Source organism: Brevibacterium sp. K11IcPPYGO002 (assembly GCF_050920635.1).
Classification (GTDB): Bacteria; Actinomycetota; Actinomycetes; order Actinomycetales; family Brevibacteriaceae; genus Brevibacterium.
Map to the genome: position 1 here is coordinate 3,341,880 of NZ_CP131929.1, position 18,041 is coordinate 3,359,920.

The 18,041-nt window shown below is 66.9% G+C and carries 17 protein-coding genes; 8 read left to right on the forward strand and 9 right to left on the reverse strand.

From position 1 onward, the window contains the following. Positions 1 to 14: 14 nt before the first annotated feature. Genes lysA through QYM46_RS15410 form a run of 4 tightly spaced genes read right to left on the reverse strand, consistent with a single transcriptional unit; the run spans position 15 to position 5,557 of the window. A complete protein-coding gene (lysA, locus tag QYM46_RS15395) occupies positions 15 to 1,583 on the reverse strand; it encodes a diaminopimelate decarboxylase (RefSeq protein WP_432789667.1) in 1,569 nt (522 codons plus the stop codon). A 19-nt stretch (positions 1,584 to 1,602) separates the two neighbouring features. Beyond that, positions 1,603 to 2,532: a universal stress protein gene (locus QYM46_RS15400; protein ID WP_432789668.1), complete on the reverse strand. Its 930-nt coding sequence runs from the start codon at positions 2,530 to 2,532 to the stop codon at positions 1,603 to 1,605. After that, on the reverse strand, positions 2,529 to 3,953 hold the full coding sequence (locus QYM46_RS15405) for an APC family permease (RefSeq protein WP_432789669.1): 1,425 nt from the start codon (positions 3,951 to 3,953) through the stop codon (positions 2,529 to 2,531). Before QYM46_RS15405 ends, QYM46_RS15400 begins: the two co-directional genes overlap by 4 nt. Positions 3,954 to 4,009: 56 nt before the next feature. After that, complete coding sequence (locus QYM46_RS15410; protein ID WP_432789670.1) at positions 4,010 to 5,557, reverse strand: aminotransferase class I/II-fold pyridoxal phosphate-dependent enzyme; 1,548 nt, start codon at positions 5,555 to 5,557, stop codon at positions 4,010 to 4,012. A 104-nt stretch (positions 5,558 to 5,661) separates the two neighbouring features. Between QYM46_RS15410 and QYM46_RS15415 the strand changes: the two genes are divergently transcribed. Continuing rightward, the gene (locus QYM46_RS15415; RefSeq protein ID WP_432789671.1) at positions 5,662 to 6,582 is read left to right on the forward strand and encodes a LysR family transcriptional regulator; all 921 of its coding nucleotides are present in this window, start codon (positions 5,662 to 5,664) and stop codon (positions 6,580 to 6,582) included. A gap of 28 nt (positions 6,583 to 6,610) precedes the next feature. On the opposite strand, the gene QYM46_RS15420 is transcribed toward QYM46_RS15415, so the two are convergent. Together QYM46_RS15420 and QYM46_RS15425 are read right to left on the reverse strand one after the other, a co-directional pair. Then, complete coding sequence (locus QYM46_RS15420; protein ID WP_432789672.1) at positions 6,611 to 8,212, reverse strand: AMP-binding protein; 1,602 nt, start codon at positions 8,210 to 8,212, stop codon at positions 6,611 to 6,613. Positions 8,213 to 8,429: 217 nt separating this feature from the next. Continuing rightward, a complete protein-coding gene (locus QYM46_RS15425; protein ID WP_432789673.1) occupies positions 8,430 to 9,539 on the reverse strand; it encodes a GmrSD restriction endonuclease domain-containing protein in 1,110 nt (369 codons plus the stop codon). A 238-nt stretch (positions 9,540 to 9,777) separates the two neighbouring features. On the opposite strand from QYM46_RS15425, the gene QYM46_RS15430 reads away from it, so the two are divergent. Next, positions 9,778 to 10,455: a hypothetical protein gene (locus QYM46_RS15430; protein WP_432789674.1), complete on the forward strand. Its 678-nt coding sequence runs from the start codon at positions 9,778 to 9,780 to the stop codon at positions 10,453 to 10,455. Positions 10,456 to 10,610: 155 nt separating this feature from the next. On the opposite strand, the gene QYM46_RS15435 is transcribed toward QYM46_RS15430, so the two are convergent. After that, positions 10,611 to 10,985, reverse strand: coding sequence for a TSUP family transporter (locus tag QYM46_RS15435; protein ID WP_432789675.1), 375 nt, complete (start codon positions 10,983 to 10,985; stop codon positions 10,611 to 10,613). 12 nt (positions 10,986 to 10,997) lie between these two features. Then, positions 10,998 to 11,804: a thioesterase family protein gene (locus QYM46_RS15440; protein WP_432789676.1), complete on the reverse strand. Its 807-nt coding sequence runs from the start codon at positions 11,802 to 11,804 to the stop codon at positions 10,998 to 11,000. A gap of 358 nt (positions 11,805 to 12,162) precedes the next feature. On the opposite strand from QYM46_RS15440, the gene QYM46_RS15445 reads away from it, so the two are divergent. Further along, the gene (locus QYM46_RS15445) at positions 12,163 to 12,600 is read left to right on the forward strand and encodes a helix-turn-helix domain-containing protein (protein ID WP_432789677.1); all 438 of its coding nucleotides are present in this window, start codon (positions 12,163 to 12,165) and stop codon (positions 12,598 to 12,600) included. A gap of 59 nt (positions 12,601 to 12,659) precedes the next feature. Continuing rightward, positions 12,660 to 13,238: a PIN domain-containing protein gene (locus QYM46_RS15450; RefSeq protein ID WP_432789678.1), complete on the forward strand. Its 579-nt coding sequence runs from the start codon at positions 12,660 to 12,662 to the stop codon at positions 13,236 to 13,238. An 8-nt stretch (positions 13,239 to 13,246) separates the two neighbouring features. On the opposite strand, the gene QYM46_RS15455 is transcribed toward QYM46_RS15450, so the two are convergent. Further along, on the reverse strand, positions 13,247 to 14,152 hold the full coding sequence (locus QYM46_RS15455; RefSeq protein ID WP_432789679.1) for a LysR family transcriptional regulator: 906 nt from the start codon (positions 14,150 to 14,152) through the stop codon (positions 13,247 to 13,249). Between the two features lie 79 nt (positions 14,153 to 14,231). Between QYM46_RS15455 and QYM46_RS15460 the strand changes: the two genes are divergently transcribed. The 4 genes from QYM46_RS15460 to QYM46_RS15475 all read left to right on the forward strand — a co-directional run bounded on the left by QYM46_RS15460 (position 14,232) and on the right by QYM46_RS15475 (position 17,876). Further along, entirely contained in the window at positions 14,232 to 15,005 is a 774-nt protein-coding gene (locus QYM46_RS15460; protein ID WP_432789680.1) for an EamA family transporter, read from the forward strand. Next, entirely contained in the window at positions 15,002 to 15,658 is a 657-nt protein-coding gene (locus tag QYM46_RS15465) for an NAD(P)-dependent oxidoreductase (protein WP_432789681.1), read from the forward strand. The genes QYM46_RS15460 and QYM46_RS15465 overlap by 4 nt, the downstream gene beginning before the upstream one ends. A 116-nt stretch (positions 15,659 to 15,774) precedes the next feature. Next, entirely contained in the window at positions 15,775 to 17,238 is a 1,464-nt protein-coding gene (locus tag QYM46_RS15470; RefSeq protein ID WP_432789682.1) for an MFS transporter, read from the forward strand. Then, on the forward strand, positions 17,235 to 17,876 hold the full coding sequence (locus QYM46_RS15475) for a GntR family transcriptional regulator (RefSeq protein ID WP_169253140.1): 642 nt from the start codon (positions 17,235 to 17,237) through the stop codon (positions 17,874 to 17,876). The genes QYM46_RS15470 and QYM46_RS15475 overlap by 4 nt, the downstream gene beginning before the upstream one ends. Positions 17,877 to 18,041: the final 165 nt, after the last annotated feature.

The following is an 18,041-nucleotide window of genomic DNA, read 5'->3' on the forward strand; positions in this document are numbered from 1 at the left end:
TGAGACCGTCCGGGTCACCTCGCCCCGGGCAGCGACTCCGTCTGTTCCGCAGCCGCCGGGGCCGTCGCGCCCGACCCCATGTCTGTCGCGTCCGCAGCTCCCGCACCCGCGGCCGCCGGGTCCGCAGCTCCCGATTCCGCGGCCGACGCGGTCGCGGGCACCGGTTCGTGCAGGGCGAGTAAGTCATCGTAGGTTTCGCGGCGCACGACCAGCCGGGACCGGCCCTCCGCAACGAAGACCACGGCCGGTTTGAGCGCACCGTTGTAGTTGTTCGCCATCGTGTATCCGTAGGCCCCGGTCGTGGCCAGCACGAGGGTGTCGCCGACCTCAGCCGGTGGCAGAGATGCTCGGTCGACGAGGAGGTCGCCGGATTCGCACTGCCGACCGACGACCTGCGCGGTCTCGGTCCAGGGGTCGCAGACCCGATTGGCGAGGATCGCCTCGAAACGCTGCCCGGTCAGGGCGACATCGAGCTGATCGGCCAGTCCCCCGTCGACGGCGACGAACGTTCGTCCCGTGCGTTTGACCGTGGTGACCTCGTAGACAGTGACGCCGGCGCGAGCGACGATCGAACGGCCCGGTTCGATGAGCAGGCGAGCTTCGGCCGGCAGATGTCTGCGGGCGGCCGAGACGATGGCGTCGAGGTAGTCGTCGATGCCGGGATCGTCATCGTCATACGTGTACCGCACGCCGAGGCCGCCGCCGACGTCGTAGGTGGCGAAGGTTCCGGCGCTGGAGATCTTCTCGACCGCCTCGGCGAACTGTGTGGTGTCGAGGATCTGCGAGCCGATGTGCAGATGCACACCCTCGAAGTCCATGAGCGGGTGGGCGCGCATGCGCTCGATGGCCGCCCTCGCCTGGTCCATGGGCAGACCGAACTTCGAATCGAGTCCGCCGGTGGCCTGCGAGGCATGTGTCTTCGCTTCGACGCCGGGGATGACCCGCAGCAGAAGCTTCTGGGACGAGGTGAGAAGGCGCTCGAGCCGATCGATCTCGTCCTCGTTGTCGACGATGATCGTGTCGACCCCCGCCTGCAGCGCCATGCTCAGTTCGGCATCGGTCTTCGCATTGCCGTGGAAGTGGATCCGGTCGGGACGGACTCCGGCGGCGAGCGCCATCCGCAGCTCCCCACCTCCGGCGACGTCGATGCTCGCTCCTTCGTCATGGGCCAGTCGGTACATGCCCACCGCAGGGAAGGACTTCGAGGCGAAGAGGACCTGCGAGTTCGGCCACCGTGCCGCCAGCCCGTCGACGAATGCACGGATCCGCCGGCGCAGACCCGCTTCGTCGTAGACGTACAGGGGTGTCCCGTACCGGGCGGCGAGGTCGGTGACGGGTACGCCTCCGATCTCGAGCACCCCGTGGGAGTCGACCCCGGCCGCCTCGGGCAGGATCGACCACAGCTCTCCTAAGCGGGTGCCTTCCGGGGCCGGCTTCGCGGCAGCCGATGTCGTCCCGGAGGTCGGGGCCGTGTCGGCGGTCGGAGCCGTATCGGCGGTCTCAGCCGTGCTGTCGGTCGGGGCCTTCCTGTCGGTGTGGGCCGTGTCGGGAGTCGGGACCTGCGGGACGTCGTTGTTGTTCATCGGGTTCTGTCTCCTGTCGTCACGGGGTCGTCTCGCCTGCTTCGGCATAGTCCTCGCCCGCGCGGTGGGGAACGAGGACGACGGGTACCGGCGAGTTCTTGAGGATCTTCGCTGCGCGTGAGCCGAGCGACAGTCGGGTGAGCGCCCCGAGGGTGCGGGAGCCGACCATGAGCACCTCGTCCAGCTCCCAGGGCACACGGCCCACGGCCTCGCTCCAGTTCCGACCCGACCCGAAGACCGATTCGACCGCAGTGGGCCGACGGTCGAGCCTCGAGATCTCGCCGGCGAGCGTCTGAGTGCGTTCATCGATCTCGGCCGCCCACTCGTCGACGACGGCGTCCTCGACATCGGCACCGACCCCCGCTTCGAGACCCGTCGTGACCCTGCCCTGGCGGGGTGTGAAGGCGACGATGCGCAGGGGGCAGTCGGCGAGCGCGGCGACGGCGGCCGCACCGATGACGAGTCCAGCCGACGTTTCGGTGCCGTTGAACGCCGCACTGATGCGGCTGACGCGGGCGTCATCGGCGGTGTCGAAGCCCTGCGGGGCCACAGCCACCGGCAGCGGCGCACTGTGGAGGAGGCCGGTGGGGACACCGCCGAGGCGGATCAGTCCGGGCGGGGCGTCCGCGGACGACCCGAGGACGAGGCGGAAGGCATCCGCTTCGCGGCACACCTGCAGGAGACCGTTGCGCGGGGATCCGGCCTCACGAGTGACACGTTCGACCGCGAGATCGGCGGGAACCGCCTCGGCTGCAGCCTGCAGGCATCGTTCGGCCTCGTCTGCGCGGAATCTCCTGTACTCGGCGTCGACGCGCACACCCGTCCCCCACGGGCTGGAGAGGATGGAGGCCAGCACAAGCGAATGTCCGTAGGACCGGGCCAGGAGCGCGCCGAGGCGGACGGGTGGGCGGGGGTCCCTGCCGGGGACGACGCCGACGACGATGCTCATCGGTTTGCCTCCGTATTCGCGGCGAGTTCGCGCCCGAGCACCGAGTTCCTGCGACCGGTGAAGAAGTACCAGATGAGGACCACGGCCGTCCAGACGAGGAAGACGATGATGGTCACGAGGCGCAGGTCCTTGATGATCCACAGGCAACCGATGATCGACAGGATCGGTATAACCGGGTAGAAGGGGACCTTGAAGCTGCGTTCGAGGTTCGGCTCTCGGCAGCGGAGGACGATCACGGCGATGGACACCACGAGGAACGCGGCGAGCGTGCCGATCGAGGTCATCTCGGCGAGGAAGTTGATGGGCAGGACGCCCGCGAGGACGGCGACCGCGGCCGAGACGATGAGGGTGTTGCGCACCGGGGTCATCGTCCGCGGGTTGACCTGTTGGAAAACCTTCGGGGCCATGCCGTCCTTGGACATGGCGAAGAGGATGCGGGTCTGTCCGTAGAGGACGACGAGGGTGACGCTGAAGATCGAGATGACCGCGCCGATGGCGACCACGGTGCCCGGCCATTGAGCACCGACGATGTCTTCGAGGATCGCGGACAGACCGGCCGACTGCCCGTCGAAGTCCTCTGCCCGCTGTGCCCCGATGCCGGCCAGCGCCACGAGGACGTAGACCGAGGCGACGATGACGAGCGCGGAGATGATGGCGATGGGCAGATTGCGGTGGGGGTTCTTCGCCTCGTCGCCGGCCGTAGCGACGGCGTCGAGTCCGACGAAAGAGAAGAAGATGATCCCGGCACCGGTCATCACTCCGGCGAAGCCGAAGGGGGCGAAGTCGGCGAAGTGGTCAGCGTTCCACCCAGTGAAGGCGACGGCGGCAAAGAACACGAGCACTCCGACCTTGATGATGACCATGACGGTATTGGTGATCGCCGACTGAGAGGCTCCGCGGATGAGCAGCAGCGCACACAGGATGATGAGCACGACCGCCGGCAGATTGACGATGCCTCCCTCCTCGGGCGCATACGACAGAGCTTCGGGCAGGTGGAAGCCGAAGAGATTGAACATCAGCTGATTGACGTACTGCGACCATCCCACGGCCACTGCCGCCGTCGAGACGCCGTATTCGAGCAGGAGGCAGGCGGCGACGCCCATCGCCGGCAGCTCGCCGAGGGTGCTGTAGGCATAGGAATAGGAGGAGCCGGAGACCGGCACGCTGCCGGCAAGCTCGGCATAGCAGAGGGCGGAGAGGCCCGCGACGACTCCGGCGATGATGAAGGAGACGATGACGGCCGGCCCGGCGATCGGAACCGCCTCGGAGAGGATGAAGAAGATGCCGGTGCCGATGGTTCCGCCGACGCCGATCATCGTCAGCGGCACCAGACCGATGCTTCTCTTCAGCCCACTCTCGGCGGTCTCACTGTAGGTGGGGATGGGCTTCACTCGGAAGAGCTGTTGGCGCAGCGTGGGCATGACTTCTCCAGACATCGTTGTCGTGTGGTCGTGTGGTCGGGTGGGAGGGGCTCGGGTCAGTCTGCGAGGACTCGGTAGCAATCGACAGCCGAGGTCACGGCGCCACGGACGAATCCGGACGGGGATGCCGCGACCGCGGTGAGGAAGTCGACCACCTCGGCGGTGATCTCCTCCCCGGGCATGACATTGGGAACACCGGGAGGGTAGGCGGCCAGCGAGTCCGCGGAGATCCGGCCCACCGCCTCGGCGGCGGAGACGATCTCGGTGGACGCGAAGTACCCGTCCCGGGGTCGTACCCGCATCCGCCCGGGTGCGGGCAGCTCCGGGAAGTCCGTCCGCACACCACCGCTGGCAGCCTCGGCCCGGCCCGCCGGCGAATCGACGACTTCACCGAGGGCGGCGAAGACGGCGTCGACATCGGGTGTCTTTCCTGCGCCGATGACGGCGACCAGCGTGGTGTCGGTCGACATCTCGAAGAACACATCGTGGCCGGACATGAGCCGGTCGCGGATCCAGTGGGCGCTGATGCCGGTCGCCGAGACGTCGATGGGCACCCGGAGCAGATCGGTGTCGGCGATGTCGGGGAAGTTGCCGAAACCGGTGCTGACGTCGGCGAAGCGGTCATCGGTGCGCACCAGTTCGCGCAGGTGCAGCGCGGTGTCGATCGATTGGCCGATCCCGTCCTCACCGGTGGCCAGAGTACGGCGGGCGACATCGAGCGATCCCATGAGCAGCGCCGAGGACGACGTCGAGGCCGTCATCGTCATCGCCCGGCAGATGAGGGGGTCGAGCACCTCGGCGAAAGGGCCCTCACCGAGGTGGAGCATCGCCGACTGGGTGAGCGACCCGGCGAGCTTGTGGGTGCTCGAGATGACGAGGTCGGCGCCGAGGCGGGTCGGAGACTCGGGCAGGCTCGGGTGGAATCCAAAGTGCGGGCCCCAGGCTCCGTCGACGATGAGCGGTGCCCCGTGGGCGTGGGCGACGTCGGCGAGACCGCGAACGTCGGCGACGGAACCGAAGTAGCTCGGGGACACGATGTAGACCGCCGAGGCGGGACGGCCTTCGTCTTCGGCCAGCCGCAGTGCCGCCTCGAGGGAGGCGACTGAGACACCGTGGGCGATCCCATTGGCGGAATCGACCGAGGGCGAGACGTAGCTGGGATGGAGGCCGGCGAGGACGATGCCGTCGCTGAAGCTCGAGTGGGCGCTGCGCTGAGCGATGACATGGTCTCCGAGCCCGGCGACGGCGAGCGCGACGGTGCGATTGGCTTGGGAGGCGCCGTTGGTGAGGAACCAGGTGCGGCGGGCTCCCCAGGCGTCGGCGGCCAGGGCCAGCGAGTCGGCGAACGGGGAATCGTCCTCGAGGTCGATGCCTTCGAGCAGCATGGGCACGTCGAGGCGGACGGCGCGGTCGCCGATGAAGTCGGCGAGGAGCCCGCTGTTGCCGGCCTCGGTGCCGCCGTGTCCGGGGACCATGAGTTTGATCGGGTCGCGGGAGGCCAGTGCGCTCAGGGCCTGCGCGTACGGCGCCTGATCCTGGTCGAGACGGTGTCGGCGACCGAGGCGATGCTGCGAGCCTGGTGTCTGCGTGAGCGATTCCAACATAGGGCTATCGTTGCGCATCGGATCGGCGGGAGGAATCCCCCAGATCCCTGGTTCGCTCCATACACCGTATGGCGCGACGGGTGTGAACGGCTTAGGATCGGGGAATGCTCGATCTTCGTCAGATGCAGGCCCTGACCGCAGTGGCCCAAGCAGGGTCGGTGGCGCGTGCGGCCAAGCAGCTGGGCTGGAGCCAGCCTTCGGTCGACTACCATCTGCGCAACCTCGATCGGCTCTGCGGCACCGCCCTGGTCGCCCGCTCGACTCGGGGCACGACGCTGACGGCGGCCGGGGAGATCATGCTTGATCGGGCGCAGAGGATCCTCACGCTGTCACAGCGGGCCCTGCACGATGTGCGTGCCCATGGACAGTCCGGCCTGACGCGGATGAAGTTCGGCACCTTCCCCACCGCCGCCTCGGCGCTGCTGCCCTCGATCGTCAAGAAGTCGAAGCACGCCGGACTGCACATCGACAGCACCCTCGAGGAGATCCACCAGCTCGTCGCCCATGTCAATCAGCATGAGTACGACGCGGTGCTGCTCTATTCGGTACCCGGCTACGAGCTGCCCTTCACCCCGGCGGTGAGCACGACCGAGGTCTTCCGGGAACCGCTGCACTTGGCCCTGCCGGTCTCCCACCCCTTGGCGCAGCGGGAGTCGATCGATGTGGAGACGCTGGTCGGACTGCAGGACGAGAACTGGCTGCTCGGATCGACGCGCGGCGACCCGATCGACACCATCGTCGTCGACACCTTCAGGGCTGCAGGGCATCAGCTGGAGGTCGAGTTCCGCACCGACGACTATGCGGTGATGCTCGGCATGATCGCCGCGGAGATGGTCATCGGCCTCGTCCCGCTGCTCGCCTCGATGGGCCACCATCCGGGCGTCGCTCTGCTGCCCATCGAGGATCCCGCGTTCTCCCGCTCGCTCCTGCTGGCCACCCCGCACAGTCCCGCCGGCTCCGAGGTCGAGAAGAACACGAGACGACTCTCGGACATCATCACCGAGTGCCTGAGACTCATCGGATAGCGGCGCAGTCGACCGGCGAGCCGGCCGCTCAGCTCCCGGCCATCTCCCGCAGGGCGTTCTTGCGGATCTTGCCGGTCGACGTCGTCGGCAGCTCGTCGACGAATTCGATGCCGGCCGGTGCCTTGTAGGAGGCGATGCGGGTCTTGACGAAGGCGATGAGGTCGGCTTCGGTCGCCTCGGTGCCGGGCCCGAGCACGACATAGGCCAAGGGTCGCTGTCCCCACTTCTCGTCGGGCATTCCGACCACGGCCGCCTCGGCGACGGATTCGTGGGCGACGAGGGCCTGCTCGACTTCGATGGTGGAGATGTTCTCTCCGCCGGAGATGACGATGTCCTTGGCGCGGTCGAGGATCTGGACGTATCCGTCCTCGTGCATGACGGCGAGGTCGCCGGTGTGGAACCAGCCGCCGCGGAACGCCTCGGCGGTGGCTTCGGGCGCGTTCAGGTAGCCCTTCATGACGTTGTTGCCGCGCATGACGATTTCGCCCATCGTCACCCCGTCGCGGGGCACGTCGGTGAGGACATCGTCGTCGCGCAGCTCGACCACGCGCATGCGCTCGGCGCTGATCATGCCGATCCCCTGTCGGGACTTCAGCTTCGCGCGCTCCTCGACCGGCAGACCGGTCCATTCGGGCTGCGGTTCGCATGAGGAGTACGGGCCGTAGGATTCGGTGAGTCCGTAGACGTGGATGACCTCGATGCCGAGGCCTTCGAGGAGGGCGATCGTCGTCGGCGACGGCGGGGCGCCGGCCGTGGTGATCGACAGCGATCCACCCAGGTCGTGGGCTTCCTCGGCCCCGGCGATCGTGTTGAGCACGACGGGAGCACCGGCCATCCGCGTGACCTTCTCTTCGTCGATGAGCCGCCAGGCCTCGGGCCCGCGCACGGCTCGGATGCACACGTGCGTGCCCGACACCGCGGTCAGCGCCCAGGTCGTGCACCAGCCGTTGCAGTGGAACATCGGCAGCGTCCACAGGTACTTCGTCAGCGCCGCGAAGTCCTGCGTGACGACCTCGCCGAGCGAGTTCAGGTACGCCCCGCGATGGGTGTACATGACGCCCTTCGGCCGACCCGTCGTGCCCGAGGTGTAGTTGACGGTGATCGTCGCGGTCTCGTCTTCGACTTCATAAGCGCGGGGTGATTCCGGCGCCGAGGCGGTCCAGTCGGCATACGCTTCCACGCGCAGATCCGCGGCGGCCACCTCACCTGGGGTGCCGTCTTCGTCGGGGTGGACGACGATCGTATCGACGGCGTTCGCAGCCCCGGCATCGATGACCGGCTGGAGGAGTCCGGCATCGCCGAAGAGGAATTTCGCCTCGCTGTGGCCGAGGATGTACTCGACCTCGGGCGGAGCCAGTCGGGTGTTGAGCATGACGAGCACGCCGCCTGCCAGCGGGACCGCGTAGTGGGCGATGAGCGCCTCGGCGCTGTTGGGGGCGAGCACGGCGACCGTGTCCCCGGGCTGCAGTCCACGGCGGACGAGTCCTTCGGCGAGGTTCTGGACGGTCTCGGCCATCTGCCGGTAGGTGAAGCGGCGGGGCCCGTCGACGATCGCCTCCCGATCCGGGTGAGCCTCGAGCGAACGCTCGAGGAAGCGCAGCGGAGTCAGGGCGGTATCGAGTCCGGACATGGCAGGTCTCCTCATCGTCAATGATCGTGGCAGCCGTCGGCAGGAACAGCTGCGACGGTGTTCGACTTCAGACTACCGAGCGAGTGTGACCGCGTGCACACCGCCCCCGCCGAGGCGGCCGGCCGTGAGCATGCACGTTCCCCATCTTCGTGCTTCGGACTCCGTGTCTGAGCGTTGAACGGGTGATTTCCACAGCCCGACAAGGGCGATGTCGTTGCTATTCGCAGCCGATTCCATCGCCGTCGCGGTCGAGGTGGGACCCGTAGCCGGGGTCGCCTCGGCGAACGGGTGCGGCACCGGCTTCGCGGGCGGCCGTGCAGTTCTCGAAGTAGGACGACGAGTTCGATGAGCCGCTGGATGATCCGCTCGACGAACTGCCTGATGAACCGTTCGACGACGATCCCGAGCTCGATGAACTCGACGAACCCGAGCTCGAGGACTTCTGACCTGCCGGCCGGGTCTCTTCCTTCGTGGTGACGTTGTCACCGTCGCCGGGGCCGGGCCAGTCGGCATCCTCGGTGAAGGCGGGTTGGTCGTCGCACTTGTCGAGGACGCGTTCCATGGCGGCCTTTTCCGCTGGGACCACCCACAGCGCGTATTTGTGCTTCACGGCGATCTGCCTGGCGACATAGTCGCAGCGGTAGGACTTGTGCGGCGGCAGCCAGGTCGCGGCGTCGCCGTCGCCTTTCTGCCGGTTGAGGCTCGAGCTCACGGCGAGCAGGTTGAGCGGGTCGTTGCCGAACTCCTTCAGCGTCTCCTCGTTGAACTTGAAAGCCCCGGTCTGCCAGGCGTTCGATCGGGCGACGACGTGGTCGATGTCGACGGCGTTCGCGCTGCGGTCGAAGTCGTAGGTCTCGCCCTGATACGGGTCGGCCAGAGTCCCGGCCAGCACGATGCATCCGTGAGTTCCGGCTTTGAGGGTGATGTGCGTGAGGTCGCGGCGGAGCACGTCGTTACGGGTGTCGCAGCCGTTGTGATCGGTGTCCGACCGCCATTTGAACAGGTCACCGTCGTAGCCGGTCTTCGGTGCCCGGCCCTTGACCGCGAGTTCGTCCAACATCGCCGAGGCGGTCCCCGTCGCTGCGCTGCCCGCGTGGCCCTCACCTCCCCTGCCTTCGCCGTCGTCGCTGGCACCGTCGCTGTCGGATGATGCCGGTGCAGGTGCTTCGGCGGATGACGTCGAGGCGTCACGGGTCGGTTTCGGGTCGGCCGTGCTCGATGAGGCGGTGTCGACGGTCGGCTGGGTATCCTCGGCGCATCCGGAGAGGAGGCCGAGGGAAAGGACTGCTGCGAGTGCCGCAAGTGTACGGCGTGAGGAAGAGAGCAAGTGCGTGGGCTTTCGTGCGTGCAGGTTCGCCGGCTCGGCGAGATCGTTCAAACGTGGTCGTGGACCGAGCCGGCGAAGCCGCTGCTCGATCCACTCCGATCAGTGTAGAGCCGGCGGTGCGGCGATGACATACGGTCGGCAGGAACGTGTCCGTTTTGTTAGGTACGCGGCAGTCCGACCGACGGGTGGGTGCATGATGGGAGGGAACGGTGAGCAGCCTCGGCGAGGAGGATTTTCGATGCGACATGATGAGGAGCGCCCGCGCACCAGCGGGTTCCTGGCAGACGGGACGGTGCCGGGGCACTGGACGCAGGTGCTCGGTTCGATGCGCGCGAATCCGTTCACCCACCTCTCGCTGGATGAGGTGCGCTCCGAGGCGACCCGACTGCTCATCACCGCACCCTCCCCCGAGGTGGCCCGTGCGTGCTTCGAGGAGATGCTCGATGCCTGCGGGGACTCGGTTGAGATCGTCAGGCTCGAGGATCTTGTGCCCGATCGCGTCCCCGCGGGGACGTGGGTGTTCCTGCCGCATCGGCAGGACGGGTGGACGGATCTCGAGAACGCCTCGGCGACACTGCGGGCGGCTCTGGTCAAGGACAATTCGTCACGGGAGGCCGGCAACAAGCTGGTCCTCATGGAGTACGGGATCAACCTGTGGATGTGGGCCGAGCCGCCGTCGAGCGGAGGCGACCCCGTCTGCCACGCCGGCGAGCTCATCAGCTGGGAAAGCGCGTGGGCGCTGGGCGCGAGCGGAGGCGATGAAGATGACACCGCGGGCGCAGAGCATGAACTGGGAGTCAAAATGGACGCGGACAAAAACTCTGCAGCAATGCCGTTACCGCTGACTGCATCGGTCCGTCCGCCGATCTACTTCGGCCTGCCGCCCGTCCTGCGCAGGCGCCGCTGGGACAACTGAGCATATTCTCTGGCATACCCCTCGCCGACCGCTCACCTTAGCGTCGAGCGCACAAACTATACGGCGAGCGGTCGACGCTAAGGTGAGCGGTCGGTGAGCACGAACGTAGCTGAGGTGAACGGTCGACGCTAGCGTGCGCGGTCGGCGCCCGCCCATCACGCCACTGCGACGACGACTCGGGCCGCTACGAGCAGCACGAAATAACCCCAGGCATGGAGGATTTCGGGGATCTTCGGCACCCGGCGGCGCAGGAACACGATGATCGGCAGTCCGCCGATGAGCAGCCCGAGCAGCCACCACCGCCCCGTCAGGTGGGCGAGCGTGGAACGTTTCGTCGACACCGTCGCGACGATCGCGTTGACGAGCATCACCAGCGCCGAGGTGGCCGCCGCCACCCGTGCCGTGTCCTGTCCGAGGTCCGCATCGACCAGGGTGATGATCGGGACCGTGACGAAGCCGCCGCCGAACCCGAAGAGCACGGTGGTCAGGCCGACGAAGCAGCCGATGAGAACCAGCCCGAGGAACTCCATGCCCTCAGCGTTTCAGAGTCGGGCGATGAGCAGCGGCTGGGTCACGGCGCCGACGTAGCCGATCTCGTCAGCCAGGTCGCCATTGGCGACACCGCGACCATCGGGGCCGACATGGGTGCGGACGTTCATGTTCAGCCACTCGGATCGCGGTTCCCGCGCGAAGGTGAGTGACAGCGACGGTGGGATGAACGTCCACTCCCCGTACGGCAGAGCTGCAGAGACGCCGTTGGCCGAGTCTGCCACGATGACGAAACGTTGAATCGGGCTTGTGTCTTCCCCCGCGACGAACGGGATGCGCGGGCGCACCCAGACATCGGCCGCCCCGAGTTCTTGGAGGCCGCCGGAGACGAAGCGCCATTCGATGGCGCGACCGTAGCCCCAGTCGCGGCTGATGCCCGGGAAGTACTTCTGCTCCTGCGGTTCCGGCACCGAGGAGGTGTCGAAGGCCGAGGCCACCTCGGCACTGGATTCGGGTGTCGAGCGCATCCGCCACGCGGTTGCGGTGACGGCCAGACGATCCTCGGCCCAGAGTTTGGCCTCGACGAGTTCGATGCGCTTTCCGGGTCTCACGATCGTCGCCTCGGTGCGGATGCGGCCCTGCGGGATGGGGCCGAGCATGTCGATCGTCAACCGGCCGATGCTCATCGCTTCGTCCTCACGGACTCGTTCGACTGCGCGGGCGAGCAGCGCTGCGGGCGGCCCGCCGTGCTGCATGCGTTCGTCCCAGGGGCTCGTCGTGGCCCGGGTCGAGTCGAATTCGTTCTCACCGCGAGGAAGGTAGAAGGCCTCAGGCAGTGGTGTGACCTCGTTGTCTGTCACGCATCCTCCTCAATCGTTCGTTAAGTACTCAGGCTACTGCCTCTCGGCCTTTGCGGAGCATGAAAGCGCGAATTCCTTCTTGCTGTCGGCGATCACCTCGGTTTCGAAGGAGTTCTTCCACGTCCGCAGCGGTCGTTTCTGCTGGGCGATGGCTGCACGGCCAGCCTGGGCGGTGTCGCGCAGGAGGGCGAGCGCGTTCGCCTGGCCCCTATTGTCGACGGCGATGGTGAGGACGTCGACCGTGCGGCTTCGGCTGAGACTTCAAACCTCTCCTAGCGCCAACCAATCCACCGGGTTACACTTATAAGTGAAACAACTCTTGGAGCCAAGGTCTGATCAGCAAAATATGGGGGAGGCCATGACCGCTGCAGCGTCATCCGAACGCATCAACATCAGCGAGGAAACCGTCGAAGAGGCTCGCAATTTTGACGTGCCGAACGACGCCTCTCTCGCTATGCGACACAGCGACGGAAGAACCACCGAACTCCCGTCAGGCATCCAAGAAGCACTGCTGCATGCACTGCAGGGGATCGCCAAACACGGAGCTGTCTCAATAGGGCAGCTTCCGGCCGAACTCACCTCCACCATTGCAGCAGATTTGCTCAGTGTCTCCCGGCCCACCTTGATGAAGTGGACTGCGCAAGGCCGGATAAGTTCATACAAGCGAGGGAGTCACACACGCTTCCACCGAGACGAAGTACTGGACTTGATACGAAGCAACGCGGAATCTCGTCGCGATGCCTTCGAATCCCTACGGCAAGTGGATGAGGAGCATGAACAGTTCATTGATGGCTGATTCAGCTCGCAATTCAGCCCGACCCCTTCACCAGCAATGCCGAGACGCCCGACGCTGACATGCCGCAGCGGGTCTTTGTCGATGCGAACATCTTCTTCAGTCGGACACTTTTGGACTGGATGTTTCACCTGAGGCAAGCCAACGAAGGCATGTTTCAATTGCATTCAACCGAAGACGTATTCGCCGAGGTCCTTTCGAACATGAGGGAGAAGGACCCGACGGCTCCCGGCCATGTCACACGACATCGCCTGGAGCTCATGAAGCGATGTGTCGACGAGGTCATTCAGGACTTTCCGGGCAGCGGCGAATTCTCCGGACAAGACCCCAAGGACTATCACGTTCACGCTGCAGCACTCGCCGCAGGCTCGGACTTCATCGTTTCAGCAGACGACCCGTCAGATATCACTACGACTCCAGACGCGCAGCCCTACGACGTGGTCTCGCCTGACGACTTCTTCCTCCTCGTAGTCGATTCGTCTCCGGACCGCCTTCTCCCGATCACTCGAAGTCAGTATGAATACTGGAAATCAAGGCCAAGGTATCGACAGCTCGATGAGGCGCTGTTGAGAGCAGGTTGCCAGCAGTTCGCCACTCGAGTGCGCTCGGCGTTGAGCGAACTGGCGCAGATACCTGAGTGAGGTCCCACCTATACGGAGCGGCTACGCGATGCGCCGACTGTCCTCAGACTCTCCAGAGCCTCCTCGACGAACGCCGTCGCGGCCGGACTCGGATTGAACTCGCTCCAGGCGAGGTATTCGACGCGTTTCGGCCCGTCGGTCACGGGGGCGGTGACAAGTCCTCGCCCTTCCGGCACCACCGCCGGGGCAAGCAATGCGATGCCGAGCCCCTGGGCAATGAGGTCGAGCATCATGTCCACGAGCATCGATTCGAACGCGACCATTCGGGTCAGTCCCGCCTCGGCGAAGGCCCGATCGGACTGTGAACGGCCGGGGCTGTCCGCGGGGAAGTCGACGAACGCCTCATCGGCAAGGTCGGCCAAACGCAGACGCTTGCGCCCGGCGAACCGATGGCCCGGGCCGAGCACAGCCACGAGCCACTCCTGTGCGATAACGGTGCTCGCCACGCCCTTCGGCTCCACATCTTCGGGCAGGCCGAGGACTGCAGCATCGAGAGTCCCCGCCCGGATCCTTTCGATGAAGTCGAGACTGCCGCCCACGCTCATGCCGATGCTCACCTGCGGATACGTCCGGTGGAACCGGCCGAGAACCCCCGTGAGGTCGAGTCGGGTCACCGTCGGGATCGCCCCGACCGCCAGACTCCCGCGCATCTGACCGGTCGCGGCGACCGCCTCGGTGACAGCCCGATCCGCGGCGTCGAGGGTCGCCCGGGCGCCGGCGACGAAGGCGTGCCCGGCCTCGGTGAGTTCGACGCGTCGACTGGTCCGGGCGAAGAGTCGGACTCCGAGCTCGCGCTCGAGCGCCTTGACCTGATGGCTGAGCGCCGATTGGACGACATGGCTCTTCTGGGCCGCTCGGGTGAAATTCCGCTCCTCGGCGACGGCGAGAACATAGCGCAGCTGCTGCAACTCCATCTATCTATGATGACAGTTCATGGATTCGATGAAAACTATGTGTTGGACTCATGACAGCACGCGGGCCGACGCTGGAGTCATGACAACGACGACCGCACCCACTCCATCCACTCCGACCCCGACGCATTCCCGGGTCGGCACCACCGCCCTCACCGCCCTGGCCCCGGCAGTGTGGGGCACGACGTACCTTGTGACCACGGAATTCCTGCCCGCGGGCCACCCGCTCTTCGCCGCACTCATGCGCGCCCTGCCGGCCGGCCTCATCGGGCTCCTCATCGCCCGCCGCCTGCCCGCCGGGTCCTGGTGGTGGAAAGCAGTGGTGCTCGGCACGCTCAACATCGGTATCTTCTTCCCACTCCTCTTCGTCGCCGCCGCCCGTCTGCCCGGCGGAGTAGCCGCCACCCTCGGCGCCGCCTCGATGGGCACCGGCGTCATCCTCGTCAAGAGATGGGGACTGCCGCCGGGCATCGGACCGGTCGGCTTCGCGAGCTGGCAGCTGAGCGCCGGCGGACTCGTCCTCCTCCTGCCCACCCTGCTCATCGAAGGCGTCCCCGCACATGTCGACGCCCCGGGCATCACCGGCTACCTGTGGCTGGGCGGCATCGGCGGACTGCTCGCCTACGCCCTGTGGTTCCGCGGTCTCGGTCGTCTGCCGGTCACCGCAACCGCCCTGCTCGGCCTGCTCTCCCCACTCGTGGCCGCCGGACTCGGAATTGTCTTCGCCGGTGAGAGCCTCAACGTCGCCCAGGTCGCCGGATTCGTCCTCGCCCTGGCAGCACTGGCCTGCGGGCAGCTGACCCCCACCATAATCACCCGCACCACGAATCCCGCAGAGAAGGAGACCGCAGCATGAGAATCACCGCCATCGGAGCCACCGGAATGGTCGGATCCCGCATCGTCGCCGAGGCGTCCGACCGCGGCCATGACATCGTCGCCGCCTCCCGCCACCCGAACGGCACACCGTCCGACCCCGTCGCCGCGATCCGGCCCGGGATCCGATCGATCACCGTCGACGCACTTATCGCCTCCGACCTCGAGACGGCGCTGACCGATGCCGATGCGGCCGTGCTCAGCGTCCGCGCCGCCCCCGGCCAGACGGAACGATTCCTCACCCTCACCAAGGCGGTGCTGACAGCGACCGCACGAGCGCAGGTCCCGCTGCTCGTCATCGGCGGTGCCGGTCCGCTTTGTTCGCCGAATGATCCCGATTCCGTCGTACTCGACGATCCCGAATTCGTTGCCGAGGAGTGGAGAGACCTCGCTGCAGCCAGTCTCGCTCAGCTCGAGGTCTGCCGGAGGCAGCCGACAGACCACTGGACCTATCTCAGCCCTCCCGCGGTCCTCGAACCCGGCGACCGCCTCGGCGATTATCAGCGCGGGACGACGACGCTACTGCTCGGACGGGACGGGCGATCACGGATCAGTGCCGAGGACCTCGCCGTCGCCGCCGTGGACGAACTCACCACTCCCGGACGCGACCGACACTTCACCGTGGCCGCCCGCTGACCCCGGGCCGGAGCCGCAGCTCCTCACCCATCCCGCCCTGCGACCACCTGTTGTATCCAAGATGGATGCAAGCTAGTGTGAGTGAGTCTTGACCACCGCGACGACGTGAGACCACTATGACCAGCCACATCCGCGAACAGGCCAAACTCATCACCGCCCAGCTCCTCTCGGGAGCCGGCATCGCCTCCGGGTATGCCGTCGGCGGACTGCTCGCCGAAGAGATCACCGGCCAGACCTCGATGGCCGGATTCGCGCAGATGAGCGTCATCCTCGGCGCCGGCCTCATCGCCTACCCCCTCGCCGTGCTCGCCGGACGCTCCGGCCGCCGCAAGGCGCTGACCTTGGGCTTCGGCATCGGCACGATCGGCGCCGTGGTCGTCCTCATCGGCGTCGCCCTGCAGTTCCTTCCCCTGTTCATGCTCGGGATGATGATGTGCGGGTCCTCCACCGCCTCCGGCCTGCAGGCCCGCTACGCCGCCGTCGACCTCGCCAACCCGGCCGCCGCCGGTCGTGCGATGTCATTGGTGGTGTGGGCAACGACCATCGGCTCCGTCCTCGGCCCCAGCTTCACCGCCCCCGGGGCCCACCTCGGCGAAACACTGGGCATGAACGGCCTCGCCGGGCCCTACCTCATCTCGATGGTCGCGTTCGCGTTGGCCACACTGTCGGCCTCGACGCTGACGAAGTCCGTGGCCGCCGGCACCGACCATCCGGGCGAACCCGGACTCGACGATCCAGACCACAACAGCGAGGTCACGACGGCGGGCAACGGCGGGGCCGCCTCGGCGAAGGACTCCGCCTCGGCGAGCGGTTCCACCCCGACCAACAGATCCACCAGCACCGAGGCGGCTGCCCCGTCCCCGATGAAACTCGGCGAAGCGCTGCGCTTCGCCCTGGCCCGCCCGGTGCCGCTGTTCGCAATGGTCACGATCATCGCGGGACAGATGATGATGACCAACGTCATGGTCATGACCCCGGTGCACATGGACCACCAGGAGTTCAGCCTCGGCGCCATCGGAATCGTCGTGAGCATCCACATCGCCGGCATGTACGCCCTCTCCCCCGTGTTCGGCTGGATGGCAGACCGGTGGGGTTCGGGCGTCGTCATCGCAGGTGGGGCCGGCATCTTCGTCCTCACGATCGCCCTCGGCGTCATCGATGCGGTGGCCCCGGAGTCGTCGATGGTGCTGCTCTCGACCGCGCTGTCGCTGCTGGGAATCGGGTGGTCGATGTTCCTCATCGGCGGCTCGTCCCTGCTGACTGCCTCGGTGCCGGCACATGCGAAGGTGCCGCTGCAGGGGGCTTCGGATTCGGCGATGAACCTCGGCGGGGCACTCATGGCGGCGATGGCCGGGTCCGTCCTCGGCACCGGCGGGTTCCTGTGGATCAACCTCATGGCCACGTTCGTCCTCCTCATCGCCGTCGGATTCTCGATCCGCGCGATCCCGCTGATGAGCTGGCCCGGACGCCGCGCACCGGCCCTCGCCGAGGCGGCCGACGAGCCACCGGAAGCACCGCCCCAGCCCGGCGGGGTCACCGCCGCAGAGGGCACGGACAGTCGGAACGAAGGCCGGGGATGAGCAGAGGATCCGAATCGCAGAGCGCGGCCGAACGCGCGTATTCCCACATCCGCGGCCAGATCCTCGACGGCGAACACCTGCCCGGGACGATGCTCGGCGAGGCGGCCCTGGCCACCGAGATCGGGGTCAGCCGCACCCCGGTGCGAGTGGCTCTGGCCAGGCTGCAGGACGAAGGGTGGATTCGCATCTATCCCAAGCGCGGCGCGATCGTCCAGGGCATCGACGAACGCACGGTCGCCGAGCTCGCCGATGCCCGCTTCATCCTCGAAACGACCGCAGTCGAGCGTGCCCCGGACGCACTGCGGCAGAGTTTGGCCGACCGGCTCGATGCGCTCGTCTCCCAGCAGCGAACGGCATTCGCCGAGGAGGATGTTGCCCGCTTCATCGACCTCACCCTGGACTTCCACCGCGGTTTCGTCGAGTCGAGCGGCAGCCAGGTGCTGTTGGAGATGTATTCGCTGCTGTCAGACCGTCACCGGTTCACCCTGTTCATCAACAGCCGTCGCCTGCTCGAGCGCTGTGATGAGATCATCGCCGAACACGAAGACCTCGTCGCGCATCTGCGGGCCGGGGACTCCGCGGCCTTCGCCGCGACCCTGCAGGGACACATCGCGGAGAACGCCGGCCCGGCGCACTGAGGCACCGGCTACTCCTCTTGGCGGCCCACTCCAGGGCGAGCAGAGCCTTCCGAGCGGCGTATTCTTCACGGCACGCTTTAAGTCGAGAAGCACTGATTTGAAACAGTGCTTCCTGACTCAAACCGTGCCGGGGCCGCTCCGTGGCCGCACGCGCCCGCCGCGCAC

Bases quoted from the DNA above. Each gene is read 5' to 3' on its own strand.
- lysA (WP_432789667.1), bottom strand. From the start codon at position 1,583: ATGAACAACAACGACGTCCCGCAGGTCCCGACTCCCGACACGGCCCAC.
- QYM46_RS15400 (WP_432789668.1), bottom strand. From the start codon at position 2,532: ATGAGCATCGTCGTCGGCGTCGTCCCCGGCAGGGACCCCCGCCCACCC.
- QYM46_RS15405 (WP_432789669.1), bottom strand. From the start codon at position 3,953: ATGCCCACGCTGCGCCAACAGCTCTTCCGAGTGAAGCCCATCCCCACC.
- QYM46_RS15410 (WP_432789670.1), bottom strand. From the start codon at position 5,557: ATGTTGGAATCGCTCACGCAGACACCAGGCTCGCAGCATCGCCTCGGT.
- QYM46_RS15415 (WP_432789671.1), top strand. From the start codon at position 5,662: ATGCTCGATCTTCGTCAGATGCAGGCCCTGACCGCAGTGGCCCAAGCA.
- QYM46_RS15420 (WP_432789672.1), bottom strand. From the start codon at position 8,212: ATGTCCGGACTCGATACCGCCCTGACTCCGCTGCGCTTCCTCGAGCGT.
- QYM46_RS15430 (WP_432789674.1), top strand. From the start codon at position 9,778: ATGCGACATGATGAGGAGCGCCCGCGCACCAGCGGGTTCCTGGCAGAC.
- QYM46_RS15435 (WP_432789675.1), bottom strand. From the start codon at position 10,985: ATGGAGTTCCTCGGGCTGGTTCTCATCGGCTGCTTCGTCGGCCTGACC.
- QYM46_RS15445 (WP_432789677.1), top strand. From the start codon at position 12,163: ATGACCGCTGCAGCGTCATCCGAACGCATCAACATCAGCGAGGAAACC.
- QYM46_RS15450 (WP_432789678.1), top strand. From the start codon at position 12,660: ATGCCGCAGCGGGTCTTTGTCGATGCGAACATCTTCTTCAGTCGGACA.
- QYM46_RS15455 (WP_432789679.1), bottom strand. From the start codon at position 14,152: ATGGAGTTGCAGCAGCTGCGCTATGTTCTCGCCGTCGCCGAGGAGCGG.
- QYM46_RS15460 (WP_432789680.1), top strand. From the start codon at position 14,232: ATGACAACGACGACCGCACCCACTCCATCCACTCCGACCCCGACGCAT.
- QYM46_RS15465 (WP_432789681.1), top strand. From the start codon at position 15,002: ATGAGAATCACCGCCATCGGAGCCACCGGAATGGTCGGATCCCGCATC.
- QYM46_RS15470 (WP_432789682.1), top strand. From the start codon at position 15,775: ATGACCAGCCACATCCGCGAACAGGCCAAACTCATCACCGCCCAGCTC.
- QYM46_RS15475 (WP_169253140.1), top strand. From the start codon at position 17,235: ATGAGCAGAGGATCCGAATCGCAGAGCGCGGCCGAACGCGCGTATTCC.